17 protein-coding genes are annotated in these 16,282 nt (G+C 51.2%); 11 read left to right on the plus strand and 6 right to left on the minus strand.

The features are described from left to right. The first annotated feature begins 1 nt into the window (after position 1). Together JWG39_RS02550 and recD are read left to right on the plus strand one after the other, a co-directional pair. On the plus strand, positions 2-460 hold the full coding sequence (locus tag JWG39_RS02550) for a methyltransferase family protein (protein WP_205217784.1): 459 nt from the start codon (positions 2-4) through the stop codon (positions 458-460). Between the two features lie 8 nt (positions 461-468). Next, positions 469-2,142: an exodeoxyribonuclease V subunit alpha gene (gene recD, locus JWG39_RS02555; protein WP_205217785.1), complete on the plus strand. Its 1,674-nt coding sequence runs from the start codon at positions 469-471 to the stop codon at positions 2,140-2,142. 311 nt (positions 2,143-2,453) lie between these two features. Here the strand turns inward: recD and JWG39_RS02560 are convergent, their stop codons facing one another. The 6 genes from JWG39_RS02560 to JWG39_RS02585 form a co-directional block, all read right to left on the minus strand. Further along, the gene (locus tag JWG39_RS02560; protein WP_205217786.1) at positions 2,454-2,978 is read right to left on the minus strand and encodes a MarR family winged helix-turn-helix transcriptional regulator; all 525 of its coding nucleotides are present in this window, start codon (positions 2,976-2,978) and stop codon (positions 2,454-2,456) included. Continuing rightward, positions 2,978-3,322 carry a hypothetical protein gene (locus JWG39_RS02565; RefSeq protein WP_205217787.1) on the minus strand — a complete coding sequence of 115 codons (345 nt, stop codon included), beginning with the start codon at positions 3,320-3,322 and terminating at the stop codon, positions 2,978-2,980. The genes JWG39_RS02560 and JWG39_RS02565 overlap by 1 nt, the downstream gene beginning before the upstream one ends. Positions 3,323-3,660: 338 nt before the next feature. Then, the gene (locus JWG39_RS02570) at positions 3,661-3,966 is read right to left on the minus strand and encodes a hypothetical protein (RefSeq protein WP_205217788.1); all 306 of its coding nucleotides are present in this window, start codon (positions 3,964-3,966) and stop codon (positions 3,661-3,663) included. 319 nt (positions 3,967-4,285) lie between these two features. After that, entirely contained in the window at positions 4,286-5,080 is a 795-nt protein-coding gene (locus JWG39_RS02575) for a CoA-transferase subunit beta (RefSeq protein ID WP_205217789.1), read from the minus strand. Between the two features lie 23 nt (positions 5,081-5,103). After that, positions 5,104-6,120 carry a CoA transferase subunit A gene (locus JWG39_RS02580; RefSeq protein ID WP_205217790.1) on the minus strand — a complete coding sequence of 339 codons (1,017 nt, stop codon included), beginning with the start codon at positions 6,118-6,120 and terminating at the stop codon, positions 5,104-5,106. Positions 6,121-6,569: 449 nt separating this feature from the next. Beyond that, positions 6,570-7,181, minus strand: a complete 612-nt coding sequence (locus tag JWG39_RS02585; RefSeq protein WP_205217791.1) for a hypothetical protein — start codon at positions 7,179-7,181, stop codon at positions 6,570-6,572. A 291-nt stretch (positions 7,182-7,472) separates the two neighbouring features. On the opposite strand from JWG39_RS02585, the gene JWG39_RS02590 reads away from it, so the two are divergent. The 9 genes from JWG39_RS02590 to rpsO all read left to right on the plus strand — a co-directional run bounded on the left by JWG39_RS02590 (position 7,473) and on the right by rpsO (position 16,196). Beyond that, entirely contained in the window at positions 7,473-8,030 is a 558-nt protein-coding gene (locus JWG39_RS02590; protein WP_205217792.1) for a hypothetical protein, read from the plus strand. A 396-nt stretch (positions 8,031-8,426) separates the two neighbouring features. Then, positions 8,427-8,894 carry a ribosome maturation factor RimP gene (rimP, locus tag JWG39_RS02595; protein ID WP_205217793.1) on the plus strand — a complete coding sequence of 156 codons (468 nt, stop codon included), beginning with the start codon at positions 8,427-8,429 and terminating at the stop codon, positions 8,892-8,894. Positions 8,895-8,927: 33 nt separating this feature from the next. Continuing rightward, a complete protein-coding gene (gene nusA / locus JWG39_RS02600; protein WP_205217794.1) occupies positions 8,928-10,508 on the plus strand; it encodes a transcription termination factor NusA in 1,581 nt (526 codons plus the stop codon). Further along, positions 10,505-10,711 carry a YlxR family protein gene (locus JWG39_RS16990; RefSeq protein ID WP_205217795.1) on the plus strand — a complete coding sequence of 69 codons (207 nt, stop codon included), beginning with the start codon at positions 10,505-10,507 and terminating at the stop codon, positions 10,709-10,711. Before nusA ends, JWG39_RS16990 begins: the two co-directional genes overlap by 4 nt. Positions 10,712-10,767: 56 nt before the next feature. Then, complete coding sequence (gene infB / locus JWG39_RS02610; protein ID WP_205217796.1) at positions 10,768-13,662, plus strand: translation initiation factor IF-2; 2,895 nt, start codon at positions 10,768-10,770, stop codon at positions 13,660-13,662. A gap of 2 nt (positions 13,663-13,664) precedes the next feature. After that, entirely contained in the window at positions 13,665-14,084 is a 420-nt protein-coding gene (gene rbfA / locus JWG39_RS02615) for a 30S ribosome-binding factor RbfA (protein ID WP_205217797.1), read from the plus strand. Then, the gene (locus tag JWG39_RS02620) at positions 14,081-15,064 is read left to right on the plus strand and encodes a DHH family phosphoesterase (RefSeq protein ID WP_205217798.1); all 984 of its coding nucleotides are present in this window, start codon (positions 14,081-14,083) and stop codon (positions 15,062-15,064) included. The genes rbfA and JWG39_RS02620 overlap by 4 nt, the downstream gene beginning before the upstream one ends. A gap of 9 nt (positions 15,065-15,073) precedes the next feature. Further along, on the plus strand, positions 15,074-15,817 hold the full coding sequence (gene truB / locus JWG39_RS02625) for a tRNA pseudouridine(55) synthase TruB (RefSeq protein ID WP_205217799.1): 744 nt from the start codon (positions 15,074-15,076) through the stop codon (positions 15,815-15,817). A 109-nt stretch (positions 15,818-15,926) separates the two neighbouring features. Further along, the gene (rpsO, locus tag JWG39_RS02630; RefSeq protein WP_205217800.1) at positions 15,927-16,196 is read left to right on the plus strand and encodes a 30S ribosomal protein S15; all 270 of its coding nucleotides are present in this window, start codon (positions 15,927-15,929) and stop codon (positions 16,194-16,196) included. The last annotated feature ends 86 nt before the right edge of the window (positions 16,197-16,282 follow it).

The raw sequence follows: 16,282 nt of genomic DNA on the forward strand, positions 1-16,282 counted from the left end.
AATGGATTCCATGGAACTAAAAATAACCCCGCCGACCATGACCATGATAACGGTGCTGGTGATGCTCCTCTTCTCTCTGCTGTGGCCGTCCTCCTGGCCGTTGTGGCTGCGTTTGTTTCTCTCGCTGCTCTGTATCCTCTCCGGGCTGGTGCTGACGGTGCTGGCCTGGCTTCCCTATCATCGTACAGGGACCACCTGGCGACCCGACGACCCTGAGGAGGTAAGAAATCTGCTTACTGAAGGGGTATATCAGTACAGCCGCAATCCGATGTATCTCGGCCTTGTGTTGATCCTTGTCGGATGGGGATGCTGGCTGGGATCTTTTGCTGCCTTTCTGCCGCTGCCATTCTTTGTTTACTTTCTCACCCGTCTCCAGATTGTGCCGGAAGAGCGGGCGCTGGAAGGTCATTTCAATGAGGGTTTCCGGCGCTACAGCGCACGTGTACGCCGCTGGCTGTGAGAAAGGGAATGGAGAACGAAAAACAGGAATATGATACGGGGACTCTGTCTGGCTTTTATCTGGCGCAGTTTCTCGCGATGCGCAGCGGGCTTGAGGGGGAGGTGCTGGAGCAGTTTCGACTGCTGGTGGTGCGGCTTGCTGATGCCCTCGAGGCGGGAGACAGCTGTATAGAAGCTGAGCTGCCGCCGCTGCCGGAGAGTGTCTGCATCAGTGCCGGAGCGTTTAGCAGCGGCGCCGAAGCTCCCCTCGTCTATGACGGGAAACGTCTCTACTTCCACCGTTTTTATCGTTTTGAGTCACGTCTTGCAGCACAGCTGCTTCGCCTTGCCGGGCGACGGCGGAAACTGCCAGCGGGGGCAGGGGCGATCCTGGAACAGCTTTTTGACGGCGCGGGACTGGAAAAGGGTGAGACGGATTTTCAGCGGGAGGCTGTGGAACTGGCACTGTGCAGTCATCTCGCCATCATCAGCGGCGGGCCGGGAACGGGCAAGACGACTACGGTGGTGAAACTGCTGGCTGCACTTGTGCAGAGTGAAGGTGAACTGAAGATTGCCCTCGCTGCACCTACCGGCAAAGCGGCCATGCGACTGGCAGAGTCGGTAAACGGGGCGCGGGCAAAACTTGCAGGGGATGTGGCCGCGAAGATTCCTGCGGAGGCTTCCACGCTGCATCGACTTCTTGGCAGCCGTCCGGACAGCATTAATTTCCGCCATGATCACACGGCGCCGCTGGCCTTTAATGTGGTGGTGGTTGACGAGGCATCCATGGTTGATCTTGCTCTCATGAGCCGTTTGGTAGACGCCCTGCAGCCGGAGACAAGGTTGATTCTGCTCGGGGACAGAGATCAGCTTTCTTCGGTGGAGTCCGGTGCTGTGCTTGCAGACTTGCTGGCGAGCCTGCCGCAGTGCGGGGTGGTGTTAAAGAGAGCGTGGCGCTATAACGATAATATCCGGGATCTCGCTGCGGCGATTAACGAAGGTGAGACAGAGAAGGCATGGGAACTGCTTAAAAGTAGTGAGAATCTGCAGCTGCCTGGCAAAGGGTGGCGTGCAGAACTCGGACGTCGTTCTGAGCCTTATATGAAGGTGGTTGGAGAGGTGAGGCAGGATGGCTGTGATAATGCGACTGCGGCGAATGTCTTCCGCGCCTTTCGTGCGTTTCAGATTCTCTGTGCCACCCGTCGGGATTCGCGCGGGGTTGAGCAGGTGAATGCTGCTGTAACCCGCCATCTCGCTGCTGCCGGGTTTTACTGTCCGGGTGAGGAGTGGGGAGAGCGCTGGTATGCCGGGCGACCGGTAATGGTTACTGCCAACGACTACAGCCTTGACCTTTTTAATGGAGATATTGGTATCTGCCTGCCGGGGCGTGACGGCGAAGGGGAACGGGTGTGGTTTGAATCAGGGGCGGGCTTCAAGGTCTTTCTGTTGAATCGACTGCCGGGCCATGAAACCGTCTTCGCCATGACTATCCATAAAAGCCAGGGTTCGGAATATGATACGGTTGCGGTTGTCCTCCCCGATGCGGAAAACCGTCTCCTCAGCCGTGAACTGGTCTATACCGGAATAACGAGAGCCAGAGAGGGGGTTCTTGTCGTGGCAGAGAAAGAGAGCTTTAAGCGGGCAGTTATTACGCCAGTGCGGCGGCAGAGCGGATTGCGTGAGTTCTTTAGTCGGAGGGTGTGATATTGATATAATACCATTCCTATTAAGTTGTGACCATACTCAATGCCATTTTCACTTTCTATTGGCGAATGTAAAGGCAGGGGGATGGGAGACAGGAGAAAGGAGACGGGAGACAGGGAAAAACAAAAGACGGAACAGCGAAAAACTTTTTGCCAACGAATAAAGGCTCTAAACATGCGAATAAAGGCAAAAAACTTTAAAAAAGATTTTAAAATTAAACAGAGAATTGCTGTTGTTCTATCTTTACTCGCATTCTCTGGTTAATACAAAATGTAAAGGGTATGAATTCAGCAATACGTAAACAACTGAGGTTATCTGAAATGTCCGCCTCCGCCTCCGCGTCCACCACGGGAACCACCCTGACCAGATCCGCCACCGTCTCCACGATGGGGTCCGAATCCCCGGGGACCACTCCTTCGCTGCATTCCTGCATTGCCTTCTTTCTCCCAGGTGTGAAGCAGTTTGCCAAGAAGTCGTTGCAGCTCTTCCTGTTCTTCTAAGGAAAGGGGGGAAAATGGATCTCGATCCCCGGCACTTTCTCCGATTGCCGCTTTTCCCGCCTCCGTCAGGTTGACCAGAAAACTGCGTCGATCTTCAGTGCTTCGTTCGCGCTGAATAAGCCCCTTGCGTTCCAGTTTCAGGAGCAGTTCGCTTACTGAAGCGGAACGCATAATAAACATATCCTGCAGCTGGCGTTGACTGAGACTTCCTTCCCTGGCAAGGGTATGCAGAATACGACCCTGCCCGCGGGCAGGGTCGTGATGATGTTTCCCCTGACCAAGGAGAACGCCACCCACCCGATGAAGGAGGGCCGCAAGCTCTTCTTCATTGCTCATTAAAAGTTACTCCCTCTGCCGTGTCCCTGGAGGGTGCCACCGTTACAAATTCCTGTTCCCTGCCAATATCGATTTTGTCTTTGATCGAATCTCTTCATTGCTGTTTCCTCAATCACATCTTTTACTGACCAGAGAACGAGTAAAGATAGAACAACAGCAATTCTCTGTTTAATTTTAAAATCTTTTTTAAAGTTTTTTGCCTTTATTCGCATGTTTAGAGCTTTTATTCGTTGGCAAAAAGTTTTTCGCTGTTCCGTCTTTTGCTTTTCCCTGTCTCCCGTCTCCTTTCTCCTGTCTCCCATCCCCCTGCCTTTGAATTCGCCAATAGAAAGTGAAAATGGCATCGAGTAAGGTCACAACTTAATAGGAATGGTATAATTTAACAGGAAGGGTGAAATAATGCGAAAAGTTCTTCACTGTTCCGTCTTTTGCTTTTCCCCGTCTCCCGTCTCCTTTCTCCTGTTTCCCGTTCCCCTGCCTTTAAATTCGCCAATGGAAAGTGAAAATGGCATGTAGTGAGGTCACAACTTAATCGGAATGGTATCACATGGTCTTGCTGCGGTACTGCAATGTATTCCCTGTCCGCAGAATCAGTCCTCTTCACAAACACGGCAAACATTCTACCGTGCCCGTGAAGAGAGGCCTTTCTTACTCAATTACTCAACGGGGAGCACATCTTTCTTTATCTGTTTCCCCGTCGTCCACCACCGCCCTGGCCAACGCCGTTACCGACGCCGAGTCCTCGACCGCTGCCACCGTTCATCCTGCAGCCACCTTGCCTGGCACTCCCGCCCTGACTCATTCCGCGACCTCGACCGACGCCAAGTCCCCGACCACTGCCGCCATTCATTCTGCAGCCGGTTTTCCCCGCGTTTACACCCTGTCCCATCCCGCTGCCGTTTCCACCGGAATTTCGGGATGTTGCAGCTCCACCTGTATTTATTTGATTCTGGTTGTTGCCGTTTTGTCTTTGATTCATTTCTTTCATTGCTGTCTCCTCAATTTTTGGGTTTTGAAGGTTTACTGAGGCAACCCATGCCTCTCCCTTTGGGCACTGCAAATCGGTGACTGGACAATGCTTTTCGCATATCGGGCAGTGTTCCTGATTTATATTTTCCAATGCGTCCTCCTGTTTTTGTATTGGCACCATTGCAAGGTACCTTGCATCTCCCAAAAGAATAACCCTCTCCGGGGCGAAGTCAAGAAAAATATAAAGGTACCTTGTGATTTGCATAAAAAAAAGCGACGACAGAGAATTCCTGTCGCCGCATAATTAAAGATTTAACACTTTTTAAGAAAGTAAAAAATCAGGCCCGTTTTACAAAGATCCCAGTCGGGTCTATTTCTTCACGAATCAATCGTACCTCTTCCTCAGTAGGCGGGGCAAACGCGGTTACGTTGTCGGCGAAGAGCAGTTCAAAGCCGGTTTCAGCCTGGATTGACTCTTTCGTCTCTCCGGGGAAGGTTTGCAACAGACGCATCCGATGGCTTTCTTCCTCAAAGTCAAAAATACCTTTGGTGGAGATGAGGCGATAGGGGCCAGAGCCCTGCATTCCGGCTTTCCAGCGAGCGTCTTTACTGCCGTCGAGATGTCCGGGAGATGTAAGGTACTGCAGTTTTGCACTGAATTTCCGTTTGTCATGGGGGACGATGAGAATCGTCTTTTCACATGAAGCTGCCATATCGGAAGCGCCACCGGAACCAGGCAGACGAATCTTCGGTTTCTGATAGCCATCGGGGAAATCCCCGATCATGGTAGAGTTGAGATTGCCATACATATCAACCTCTGCGCCACCAATAAAGCCGTAGTCGGCAAAGCCGCGCTGGGTCATTTCAAAGGCACTGTTGAGACCCTTTACAAAGGACGCGGAGGTAAAGGTCTTGGAGTCGCCCACTGAAACGGGCAGACCTACAGCGAGATCCGGGCCGACAGCCCCGGCTTCAAATACGGGAATCAGGCTGGGGGCATGGGTCATTTTAGCCAGTAATGAAGCCACCATCGGCAGGCCAGTGCCGACGAAGACAACCTTTTTATCTTCAAGAACCTTGGCACCCGCGACAATAATTATTTCCTGTGCGGTGTAGTCTTTTGAAACGGTCATAGAGTTCTCCTTTATATCAGTCCTTACACCAGACGTTCACAGTTAGCTGCTTCCAGTTTCTTCGCTTTGAGCAGTTCGGCAACGCCGATTTTTTCAAGGAAGCCGCTGAAATCGTCCACGCCGAAGATATATTCATCAAAATATGCCTGCAATTCATCCTTATTTTCGGTTTTGCACATGAGAGATGTACGTCTGTGCAGGTCGGCGATGTGTTCCTTGCTGTAATAATAGCTGCGGCGGCAGGCACCAGGATAGGCGCCGTAGGGAACTTCGATTACGGCATCAACTCCGAGGAAGGGGATGGCAATGTCTTTCGGCAGGCTGGTGATTGTTTCGTGGGAGAGCAGTTGTTCACAGGTGACAATGGTATGTGCCGAGGCCATGGAAATCTCGGCACAGGTACAATCTGAACCTCGGACAATACAGTTCCCGTATTTGTCGGCGGCATTGACGTGAATAATTGCCACATCGGGATGGCACGCCGGCAGTAGAGCTATGGGGCGGTTGGTGAAGGGGCAGTCAATGATTTTTGTCCGGTTGCTTTTTGCCACATCTCCAGCGATCGGGCCCCGGGTGGGGATGAAAGGGAGGCCCATGGCACCGGCTTTAAAGCGGGCTGACATGTTGGCGTTGGACCAGTCTTCAAGCTCTATCAGGCTGCGTTCAGCGAGGTAGCGAAACATGGGGGCGAGACCAAAGGCCTCATGAGCCCAGTAGGCAAGTTCAAGGCGTTTGATGGAAAAGTGATCGGGATTGAGCATCATGGCGGCGCCAAGATAGTCTATAGCCATACCTCCCGACTGGAAGGAAAGGGTGAGGTCTTTGAAGCCATGGCGGACCATCTCATGGGTGGTTGCCACTGGCTGGCGAATGTCAACAAAGCCACCGATCCCAACGTTGTCTCCATCATGAATGAAGGTGTCTACCGCTTCCTTCAGACTCATGGTTTTGTCGCGCATGGATTTGTCTTTGTTGACCAGCGCTTTGCGCGCTTCATCGGGAGATAATCCTGTCCAAAACATCTCTGGTGTGTCTTTCAATGTTCTACCTCTCAGGCAAGGGTGAGCGGAAACGGACGAATTCCAACAGCTGTTCGGGCGTCTCCTTTATCGGTATTTCTTGAATAACCTGGTGTTTTGCATCTCGAAGTGAGATCCCTGGCTATTAAAGAAACCCATGAGGTGGAAGAGGATATTCCTCCACTTCCCGAAAATAAAAAAAACCGGTGTTTACTGCAAGTCCGGCAAAACCGGTTTGTGAAAATCTGTACAGGGACGAAAATACAGGCCTCAGGATGAGGTCTATTGTGAAAAGAATTTGAGCCATACATTTGAGCCATACAGTTGCTTCCTCTCTTTTTTGATGTCGTACAGATGCCCGACATTGCGGTAAAGAGCCAACTTCCTGTGCCTTGAACAAACTTGCCATAAATTTACATTCTTTACAAGGTCTTCTATAGGACCAATCAGCAGATTTTTCTAAAAAAGGATCATTGCAGTGCTTTTTGTATTGCTTCTCTCTTGTCTTTGATAAAAGTGTCAAAAGTCTTCATCTGCTCGGAGTTGAGGCTTTCTTTTACCTTGTTGCGCATTTTGCTGACGACGGCATCATATTCTGGCCGAAATTCCTCCCAGCGCACTTTCCCTGAGGCGATTGCTCCTCCTGCAGCCTTACGCAGGTCTGTAAAGCCTTCACTGAGTGCGGGTTTTACTTTCGTCATCTGTTTTTTGGAAAGTGTAAGCATGTCGGCGAGGTGGTCGCCAGGGGCGCTGCCTGTGCCCATGCCATCGTCACCGGTCCCGGAAAAAAGCCCCTTTAGTGCCTTCACTTTTTCACTGTGCAGAAGATCGTCCAGCTTTCCTGCGGAGGTTTTGCCCTCTCTGGCAAGTTGTTTCTCGAACAGATCCAGATGGGGGCTGATGGCATCGACGGTTGATTGATCAGCAAGGCCCTGCTGTTGGAGGAGTCTGAGGATGGCTGCACTTGCAGTGGGGGTTGCAGTGGCTGCCTGTTCGCCGGGGGCTGTGGTTTCTTCCGCCTGTGCTGTGAAGGAGAACAGAAGGGGGAGGAGGGCTGCCGTAAGAATAAATTTTTTCAACATATTTTCTCCTTTTCAGGGGCTCTGATTGCAAGTCGGTGATGGCCTTCTCTGCGGCCTCGTTGCGTGCTTTTGAATTGTTACACCAGAAAAGGACAGATGAGAACATCTTTCAGAGTAATTTCATCCCATGTCGCCCCGACATGGGGGGTGATATTCCCGCAAGTCCGGGGATGTCACCCGGTGTCTACTGGCAGGGAGGATGTGGTGGCGTAAGGTGTGACTTCAGAGGCGGGGAGAGAATAACAACGCTTCCCGAAATGAAAAATCACATTTGTACATGGAGGTTCCATTATGAACACAGCAACACTTGAAAACAGCTGTAACAGCAAAAAAACTCAGAAGAAAAAAGGCCGCTTTACTCCCGGTATTCTTGTTGCACTGACCTGCCTTTTTCTCCTGCCGGCTGTGGCCTCTGCTGAACGCCTGCGCCTGCAGATCGATATGGGGGATACGGTTTTTCAGGCGGGTCATAATCAGACAGCGGTGTTGCCATTGAAACGACTTTTGCGCCAGCAGTATCCCGGCATTAAACTTCAAAATATGGAGTTGAAGAGGGTGGTACTGGTCGCGAAATCAAAAGGAGGACACGGCCTCGCGAACCTGCGGGTTGGAAATAAAGTCAGTCGGGAGAGATTGATCAACGGACAGCCGCAGGATTTCAACCGCCGGTCGACCGCTACTTTTGACAAGGTACGCTTCTTCAACCCCGCAGGCAGTACCCGTGGTACATGGCAGCTCCAGCTTAAAGGAAAGGTCAAAGTCCGCAAGGTAATCGTCATCGCTGAGGACCATCAGCGTCGGCGGCGGCCATGTAAGGAGTTCTGCGGCACCACTCCACACCATTTTTGAGCTCTTTTTCGAACAGAAAGGCTTCGCTCTTCGGTAATAAAAAGGTGTTCATCGGCTGGTACGCAGCGTGTTGTCGATTGGCAGAGAATTTTTGTCAGAGAGGGTAAAATGTTGTCAAAAGGTGTTTTCTCACGGGGGGGAATACCTTTTGCCTCTTGACAAGAACGCCTCTTTATGGTTAAATTTGTGGCCTAATTCGTTCTCACCGTTATTTACTACTTCAAGTAGGGGAATGAGTTTGTTTATACCTTCCAAGCTGTTACGAAGTCGCCTGCGGTGCGATTTCACTCTGTGTTTCGCTTATGGCGTTACGTGGAATAAAGGGGGGAGTTGTAACGGAAGTGGGCCCTGCCCGCTTTTTTTTGTGCCTGAATCCGGTAAAACCAGGGAGTAAAAATGAGTGAGCCTGTCCTTGCAATAATCCGCCGTTATCTTGATGATATCCTTCCGGAAATGGGGCTGGAGCTTTTTGACCTCCAGTTTCATCGGGAAGGACATGGTCAGGTCTTACGGGTAACTGTTGATGTCCCGCAGAGTGGAGATACCGGCGTTACCCTCGAGAAATGCAGCGCTGTCAGTCGTGCGCTCGGGCAGTATCTTGATGTGGAAGACTGCATTCCCGAGTCGTATTATCTTGAAGTTTCCTCTCCAGGGCTTGATCGTCCGCTGCGTAGCCCGGCAGAATTTGAGAGATATATCGGGAAAATGTGCAAGGTGCGCACCCATTATCCTGTGGATGGTGACAAGGTGTTTGTTGGTGAAATTAAAGCAGTGGAAGATGGCGAAATCACCCTCGAACTTGAGGCTGGCCAATCTCTGCGGATTGAACACGAAAATATAAATAAGGCACGGCTCTGGTTTTGAGCTGAGCGAAAGTTATAGCGACGGAGTTGGAACATGCTCTCAGAATTAAAACGTATCATCGACCAGATCAGCCGGGAACGCGGCATTGACAGATCTCTGCTTGTTGAGGCCATTGAAGAGGCTGTGCAGTCTGCGGCGCGGAAAAAGTATGGCAGCCGTAGAGATATTGAGGTGCGCTACAATGAAGAGTATGGCGAAGTGGAAATTTTCCAGTTTCGCATGGTAGTGGAAGAGGCCGGGGACGAACAGACCGAAATTAATATTGAGGATGCCAAAGTTCTTGATCCCGAGGCGCAGGTTGGCGATGAGCTTGGTGAGAAAATACCCAATATTGCAGGTCTTGGGCGTATTGCTGCCCAGTCTGCCAAACAGGTTATTATCCATAAGATGAAGGATGCCGAGCGGGAAGTTATCTATGGCATGTTCAAAGATCGTGTCGGCGAGGTGGTAAGTGGTATCGTGCAGCGTTTTGATCGCGGTAATATGGTGGTCAACCTTGGTCGTACTGATGCTATTCTGCCCCGTGATCAACAGATTCCCAAGCGTTCTTTCAAACAGGGAGACCGCATCCGTGCCTACTTGAAAGAGGTGCGCCAGACCAGCCGGGATTCGCAGTTGATTCTCTCCCGAACCTGTAATGAATTTCTTGGTAAGCTCTTTGAGATGGAAGTTCCGGAGATGGGAGAAGGAATTGTCCGGGTTCTCGGAGTCAGTCGTGAACCGGGTTTTCGCGCGAAGATCGCTGTCAGCTCTTCGGAGAGTGATGTCGATCCGGTAGGTGCCTGTGTCGGGATGAAAGGTTCCCGTGTGCAAAATGTGGTTCAGGAACTGCAGGGAGAGCGTATTGATATCGTTACCTGGAGCCCCGATCCGGCAAAATATGCTTACAATGCACTGGCTCCGGCCCATGTGAGTATGGTTCGAGTGGATGAAGATAATCACACTCTGCTGGTGGTTGTGCCTAATGATCAGCTCAGTCTTGCCATCGGTCGCAGTGGGCAGAACGTACGCCTTGCCTCTCGGTTGATGGGCTGGGATATTGATGTGAAGAGTGAGCAGCGCTATAAAAATTTGCAGGATCCGGGCTATCAGTCATTGCTCAAGCTTCCTGATGTCGATGAAAGTCTGGCAGATCAGCTGTTCAACAAAGGGGTAACCTCCACCGCAGTTCTGGCTGAAACAAGCATGGATGACCTCATGGCCTTTCGTGCCATTAAAGAGGACTACGCAGGTCTGCTGATCGCTGAAGCGGCGAAAATCTCGGTGACGATGCCTAAAGAACAAGGCACTGATGCTGCTGCCGAAGATGTAGACGGCAATGCCGTTGAGAAGGCTGTTGAGACGGAAGAAGCTGATGATGTCGAAGCGGCAGAGGATCCTGAGCAGCCGGTTGATGTTGAAGCTGCGGAGGACCCTGAGCAGCCGGTTGATGTTGAAGCGGCAGAGGATCCGGAACAGCCGGTTGATGTTGAAGCGGCAGAGGATCCGGAACAGCCGGTTGATGTTGAAGCGGCAGAGGATCCGGAACAGCCGATTGATGTTGAAGCGGCAGAGGATCCGAAAAAACCGGTTGATGTTAAACCTTCAAATGATCCTGAGCTGCCGGTTGAATGACAGAGCCGATTCGAACCTGTGTTGTTTGCCGGAAGAAATTTGGTAAATCAGAACTGGAGCGCTATGTCTGGCGAGAAGGTAAAGTTGTTGCTGATCCGCAAAAGAAAATGGCGGGGCGGGGGGCATATTGCTGCAGCAGTTGTTGCCGCGAAAGATTTTTAGCAAAGAAGAAATACTGGAAAGTTGTGTTCCGCATTGGCTGAAAAGCCGGTTTTCGGGATGTCAGAGTTGATTGGAACAGTGGTGCAGGGGGATATAGATGAGCAAAGTCAGAGTGTATGAATTGGCCCGAGAAGCCGGAATGAGCAGCAAGGTGCTCACAGACAAGTTGCTGGAGCTGGGGTATGACATCAAAGGACACAGCTCTTCAGTTGACGCTGAGACCGCCGATCAGATTCGCAAAACAGTACTCAAATCCGTGAATTCCAAGCTTGTGGAAAAGCGCATTGAGAGTGAGGCCGATGAAAAGAAAGGAAAGGCAGTTATTCATCATCGGTCGACAGTTATCCGTCGCCGTGCAAAAAAGGTAGAGCCGGAAAAACCTGTTCTTGCCGAGGCAGCTCCAGAGAAGCCTGAAGAGAACACTGAGGAACAGGTTTCCGCCCCGGTTCTCGCCGAAACGCTCAAAACTGAGCCGAAAAGGGCCGAAGTTACCACAGAGCCGAGAGTCGAGCCGCCTGCAAAACTTCCAGTCGTAGAGAAGCCCTTGATTGTAGAACCTGTAGAACCTGTAGAACCTGCAGCGGAAAAACGTGCAGTTCAGGCATCTGTTCCGAAAGATGCCATCGTCGCAGCTGACCCTGCAGAATCCGCTGAGAAAAAAGAAATGAAGGCAGCACCGGTTGTTAAAACCGTGGCTCCTGAAATAATTGCAGAAAAAATGACAGCAACGGAGAAAAAGGTGGAAGAAAAACCGGCAGCTCCCGGAGTGGAAAAACCTGTGGAGAAAAAAGTGGCCGAGAAGAAACTGGAGATCCCTCCTCCGCGTAAAGGAGCGGCAAGAATTCTGCGTCGTATCGAACTGCCCCCTGAACCGTCCCCCTCTCGTCCGAAGAAAAAGAGCAGACCTGCTCCGCGCCCCGGTTCTGCTGGCCCGGTTTCTGCTGCCCGCCCGGGTTCTGCTCCACGCCCTGGTTCTGCTCCTCCGCGCCCTGCTTCTGGACGTCCCCCTGCTCCGGGAGCGCCTGGTGCTCCCGGAAACGAACCCCGTGGAAAACGTAAAGGGAAAAAAGTGGGGCACAGTGAAGATCGTGATAAGGATCGCCACAGCAAAAGGGGTGGGAAGAATGTCAAGTACACCCACTTCGGTCCTGATTATGGTGAGACGGATGGCCGCGGTCGTCGTCGGAAAAATAAAAAAAATGCCAAACCGGTACAGCTCGCCGCTGAGATGAAGGCCAGTAAACGGAAGTTTACTGTCTATGAATCCCTCAGTGTTGGCGATCTTGCACTGAATATGAAGGTTAAGGCGGGAGAAATTATCGGTAAACTGATGGGGATGGGAGTTATGGCTACCATCAATCAACAGGTCGATTACGATACCGCTGTTATCATTGCCTCTGAATTTGATTACGAGGTTGAGCAGGGCATTACAGAAGAGATTGGACTGCAGCTTCTTGAAGAGTCTGAAGAGGGTGGCTCCCAGAAAAATCGTCCGCCGATTGTTACCGTTATGGGGCATGTCGATCACGGAAAGACATCCATTCTCGACGCTATTCGCAAAAGCGACGTTGCTGAAGGTGAGGCTGGAGGCATTACTCAGCATATCGGAGCCTATAATGTCCGGTCTGCCGCAGGAAACATCACCTTTGTTGATACTCCCGGCCATGCCGCCTTTACGGAAATGCGTTCCCGCGGTGCTCAGATAACGGATATTATCGTACTGGTGGTTGCCGCTGATGACGGTGTCATGGATCAGACGAAAGAGGCAATTGCCCATGCCAAAGCTGCCAACGTGCCAATTATTGTGGCAGTGAACAAAATCGACAAGGACAATGCCGATATTGAGCGGGTGAAACGTGAACTTTCCGAGCTCAATCTGATGCCGGAGGATTGGGGTGGTGACACAATGTTCGTGGAGACATCCGCCAAGCAGAATATTGGCATCGATACTCTCCTGGAATCCATTATGCTCCTTGCCGAGGTGCTTGAACTTCATGCCGATACACATCGCAAGGCACGTGGTCGTGTTGTTGAAGCCCAGCTGCATAAAGGGCGCGGCGCCGTGGCTACCATCTTGATACAGGACGGGACCCTGCGCACCGGTGACTATTTCATCGTTGGCCGGTTCAGCGGCAAGGTTCGTTCGATGCTTGATGACCGCGAACGCAGAGTTGAGGTGGCCGGTCCCGCCATGCCGGTAGAGGTTCAGGGGCTCTCAGGTGTACCAGGTGCCGGGGATGAATTTATCGTTGTTCCCGACGAGAAAATGGCGCGGAGTGTCAGTCATGAACGGAGTCTCAAGGTTCGTGAAAGTGATCTCGCTGTTACAAACCGCGTGACTTTTGAGAATCTCTTTGATCAAATGAGTCAAGGGGAGATCAAAGAATTGCGCGTGGTTCTCCGTTCGGATGTTCAGGGAACTCTTCAGGCCTTTGCCAAGGCTGCAGAGGATCTTTCTACCGATGAGATCAAGGTCAAGGTGCTGCATGCGGGTACCGGTGCTGTAACAGAATCGGATATCCTGCTTGCTTCAGCATCCGACGCCATTATTATCGGCTTCAACGTCCGTCCGCCTCTTAAGGTAAAAGAGCTGGCGGTAAAAGAAGGTGTTGAGGTTCGCTCCTATGACGTCATTTACCACGCTCTTGACGATATCAAGAAGGCGATGGTCGGAATGCTTGATCCCTCCTTTGAAGAGGAGATTATCGGGACCGCTGAGGTGCGTGATGTCTTTAGTGTCCCGAAGGTTGGCGTTATTGGCGGTTGTTTTGTCCTTGACGGCAAAATACAGCGTGGGGTGGGAGTGCGTGTCCTTCGTGACAGCGTAGTGGTCTATACCGGTAAAATTGAGTCCCTCAAACGTTTCAAGGATGATGCGAAAGAGGTTGCCAGCGGCTACGAGTGTGGTATCGGGGTTGAGAAGTTCAACGATATCAAAGTTGGAGACCTTTTTGAGGCGTTTATCATGAATGAAGTGGAGGCTACCCTTTAATCATGGCGATATGGAATCCTAAACAGACACTGGATGATATCGGTCTCGGTGAGAAAGGAGCGCGCAGTGGTAAACGCTCTGACCGGGTGTCGCGTGCCATCCAGCAGGAAGTCTCTATGCTTCTCGTGGGGAAAATATCTGACCCGCGTCTCATCGGTGTTTCTGTCTCCCGAGTGGAGGTTACCTCTGATCTTGCCGAAGCAAAGATTTACTACACGGTACTCGGCGGACCGAAGGCTGTAACTGAGGCGGGCAGGGGATGGAAACGGGCTTCAGGGTTTGTTCGCAGTCACATTGCCCGCACTCTTAACCTGAGATTTACTCCTGCTCTAAAATTTCTCTACGATAATACAGTGGAGAAGGTGGCGGAACTGGAGGAAATTTTTCAGGAAATTGACAGGGAACGGAAGGAAAAACTATGATTCCACAACAGGTTCTTGATGATTTGCGCAACAGCAGCAGGATTGTTGCAGTAACGCATATTCACCCTGATGGAGATGCCCTCGGATCATTACTTGCTTTTGCTTCCATTATGGAATCACTGGGCAAAGAGGTTTTCTGTCTGCTGGAAGAACCTGTTTCGCATCTCTATTCTTTTCTGCCTGGACAGGAGCGATTGAGCTGGGATTTCAAAGAAGTGCGGGCATTTTTTGAGAAAACCGGAGAGAAAGTGACCGGCGTTTCTCTGGATTGCGGGGATGCCTGGCGCATCGGCAGTAATATTTATAAGGAAATCTCTGCGGCAACCCCTTTTGTTGTTATTGATCACCACGCCTCCCATAAAAAGTTCGGGAACAGCAGCTGGGTCGACGAGCATCGTTCTTCCACCGGGGAGATGCTCTATGAAATCGCCGAGGCCCTCAGCGCTGAGATCAGCTGGGAGGCTGCCTATAATCTCTATGTTGCCATCATGACCGATACGGGTTCTTTCCGCTACGAAAACACCTCTTCCCGCACCATGCATATCGCAGCAGAACTGCTGGAGAAAGGGGTGAGTGCTGAGGACGTGGCCGCCAGAATTTATGATAATTACAGCCCGGCCCGACTTTGCCTGTTGCAGAAGTGTCTTGGTTCAGTCAATCTTCTTGAGAACTCTCAAATAGCTGTCATGACTCTCAGCCGGGAAATGCTTGCCACAACCGGGGCATTGATTGATGATGTGGAAAACTTTATCAATATTCCCCGTGCAGTAAAGCCGGTGAAGGTTGCAATGTTTCTTAAAGAGGGAAGCGGAGGGCAGGTTTCTGTCAGTCTGCGTGCCAAAGGTGAAGTGGATGTGTCGAAGATTGCTGGTCTTTTCGGGGGTGGAGGTCATCATAACGCCGCTGGTTTCCAGATTAACGGCAGCACCCTGGAAAAGGCTGAGGCTCTGATTCTCAAATTGCTCCGCAAAGAGCTGTAAGGGGTGGTTATGCAGGAGGACGCTGTTTTGCCCGCCGGAGTGCTGTGTATCGACAAGCCCCCTGGCCTCACATCTTTTGGCGCAGTGGCGCGGGTTCGACGTATTCTCGGTATTAAAAAAGTTGGCCACGCGGGGACGCTTGACCCTTTCGCTACTGGTTTGCTGGTTATTTGTGTCGGACGATCGGCCACCAGGCTTATCTCGCAATTCATGGATGGTGAGAAGGAATATCTGGCAACTCTGCGACTCGGCATTGAGACGGAGACCCTTGATCCTGAGGGAGATATTGTTTGCAAAAAATCCGTTGGGGAACTTTCGGAGGGACAGATCGAGGATGTCCTTGCCACCTTCCGTGGTGTACAGATGCAGAAGCCGCCCATTTATTCTGCCCTGAAGCACAAGGGAAAACCGCTTTACTGGTATGCCCGCAGAGGAATTGCAGTGGAGAAGGAGCCTCGGAAGATAGTCATTTCTGAGCTGGAGCGGGTCGGTAATGGTTCCTGCAGTGATGACCGGCCAGAGTTGAAGATCAGAGTTCGCTGCAGCAAAGGAACCTATATTCGGGTGCTGGGAGCGGAGATAGGCGAGACTCTTGGCTGCGGTGCATATCTCACGGCTCTGCGGAGAACCAGCAGCGGTTTTTTCGGGTTGGTGAAAGCAGTGACGGGGGAAGATTTTGAAGCAGAAAATGCACGGGAGCTGTTGCTTTCGAGGATGCTTTCTGTTGAGGATGTTGTTAAATTGTTGCATTAAAAGTTGGGAATGGATAAGTTCGAACCGATTCAGGGAGCGGTTGTCGTTCCCTCACTCTGCGAGCGAGGACCAGTCCCGCAAGCGGTAATTCAGACCATTGAGGAAAAGCATGGCCCAGTCAGCAGCACAAAAAAGCGAAATTATTGAAAAGTTTAAAACTCACGAGGGTGACACCGGTTCTACTGAGGTTCAGGTCGCGTTGCTCACTGACCGTATTCAGTATCTCACCGAGCATTTCAAAGTGCATAAAAAAGACCATCATTCCCGTCGTGGTCTCCTCATGCTCGTTGGTCAGCGCCGCAGTCTGCTTGACTATCTGCGCAAAAAAGATATCAACAAATATCGTGATCTTCTGCAGGCGCTCAATCTGCGGAAGTAATCAGTGATTGATGTTTTTAAAAAAAACACCCCGGGTAATTCCCCGGGGTGTTTTTTTATAAGGGGGTAGAGCCCCTGCTAATGCAG

It is taken from the genome of Desulforhopalus vacuolatus, assembly GCF_016918505.1.
GTDB classification, from domain to species: domain Bacteria; phylum Desulfobacterota; class Desulfobulbia; order Desulfobulbales; family Desulfocapsaceae; genus Desulforhopalus; species Desulforhopalus vacuolatus.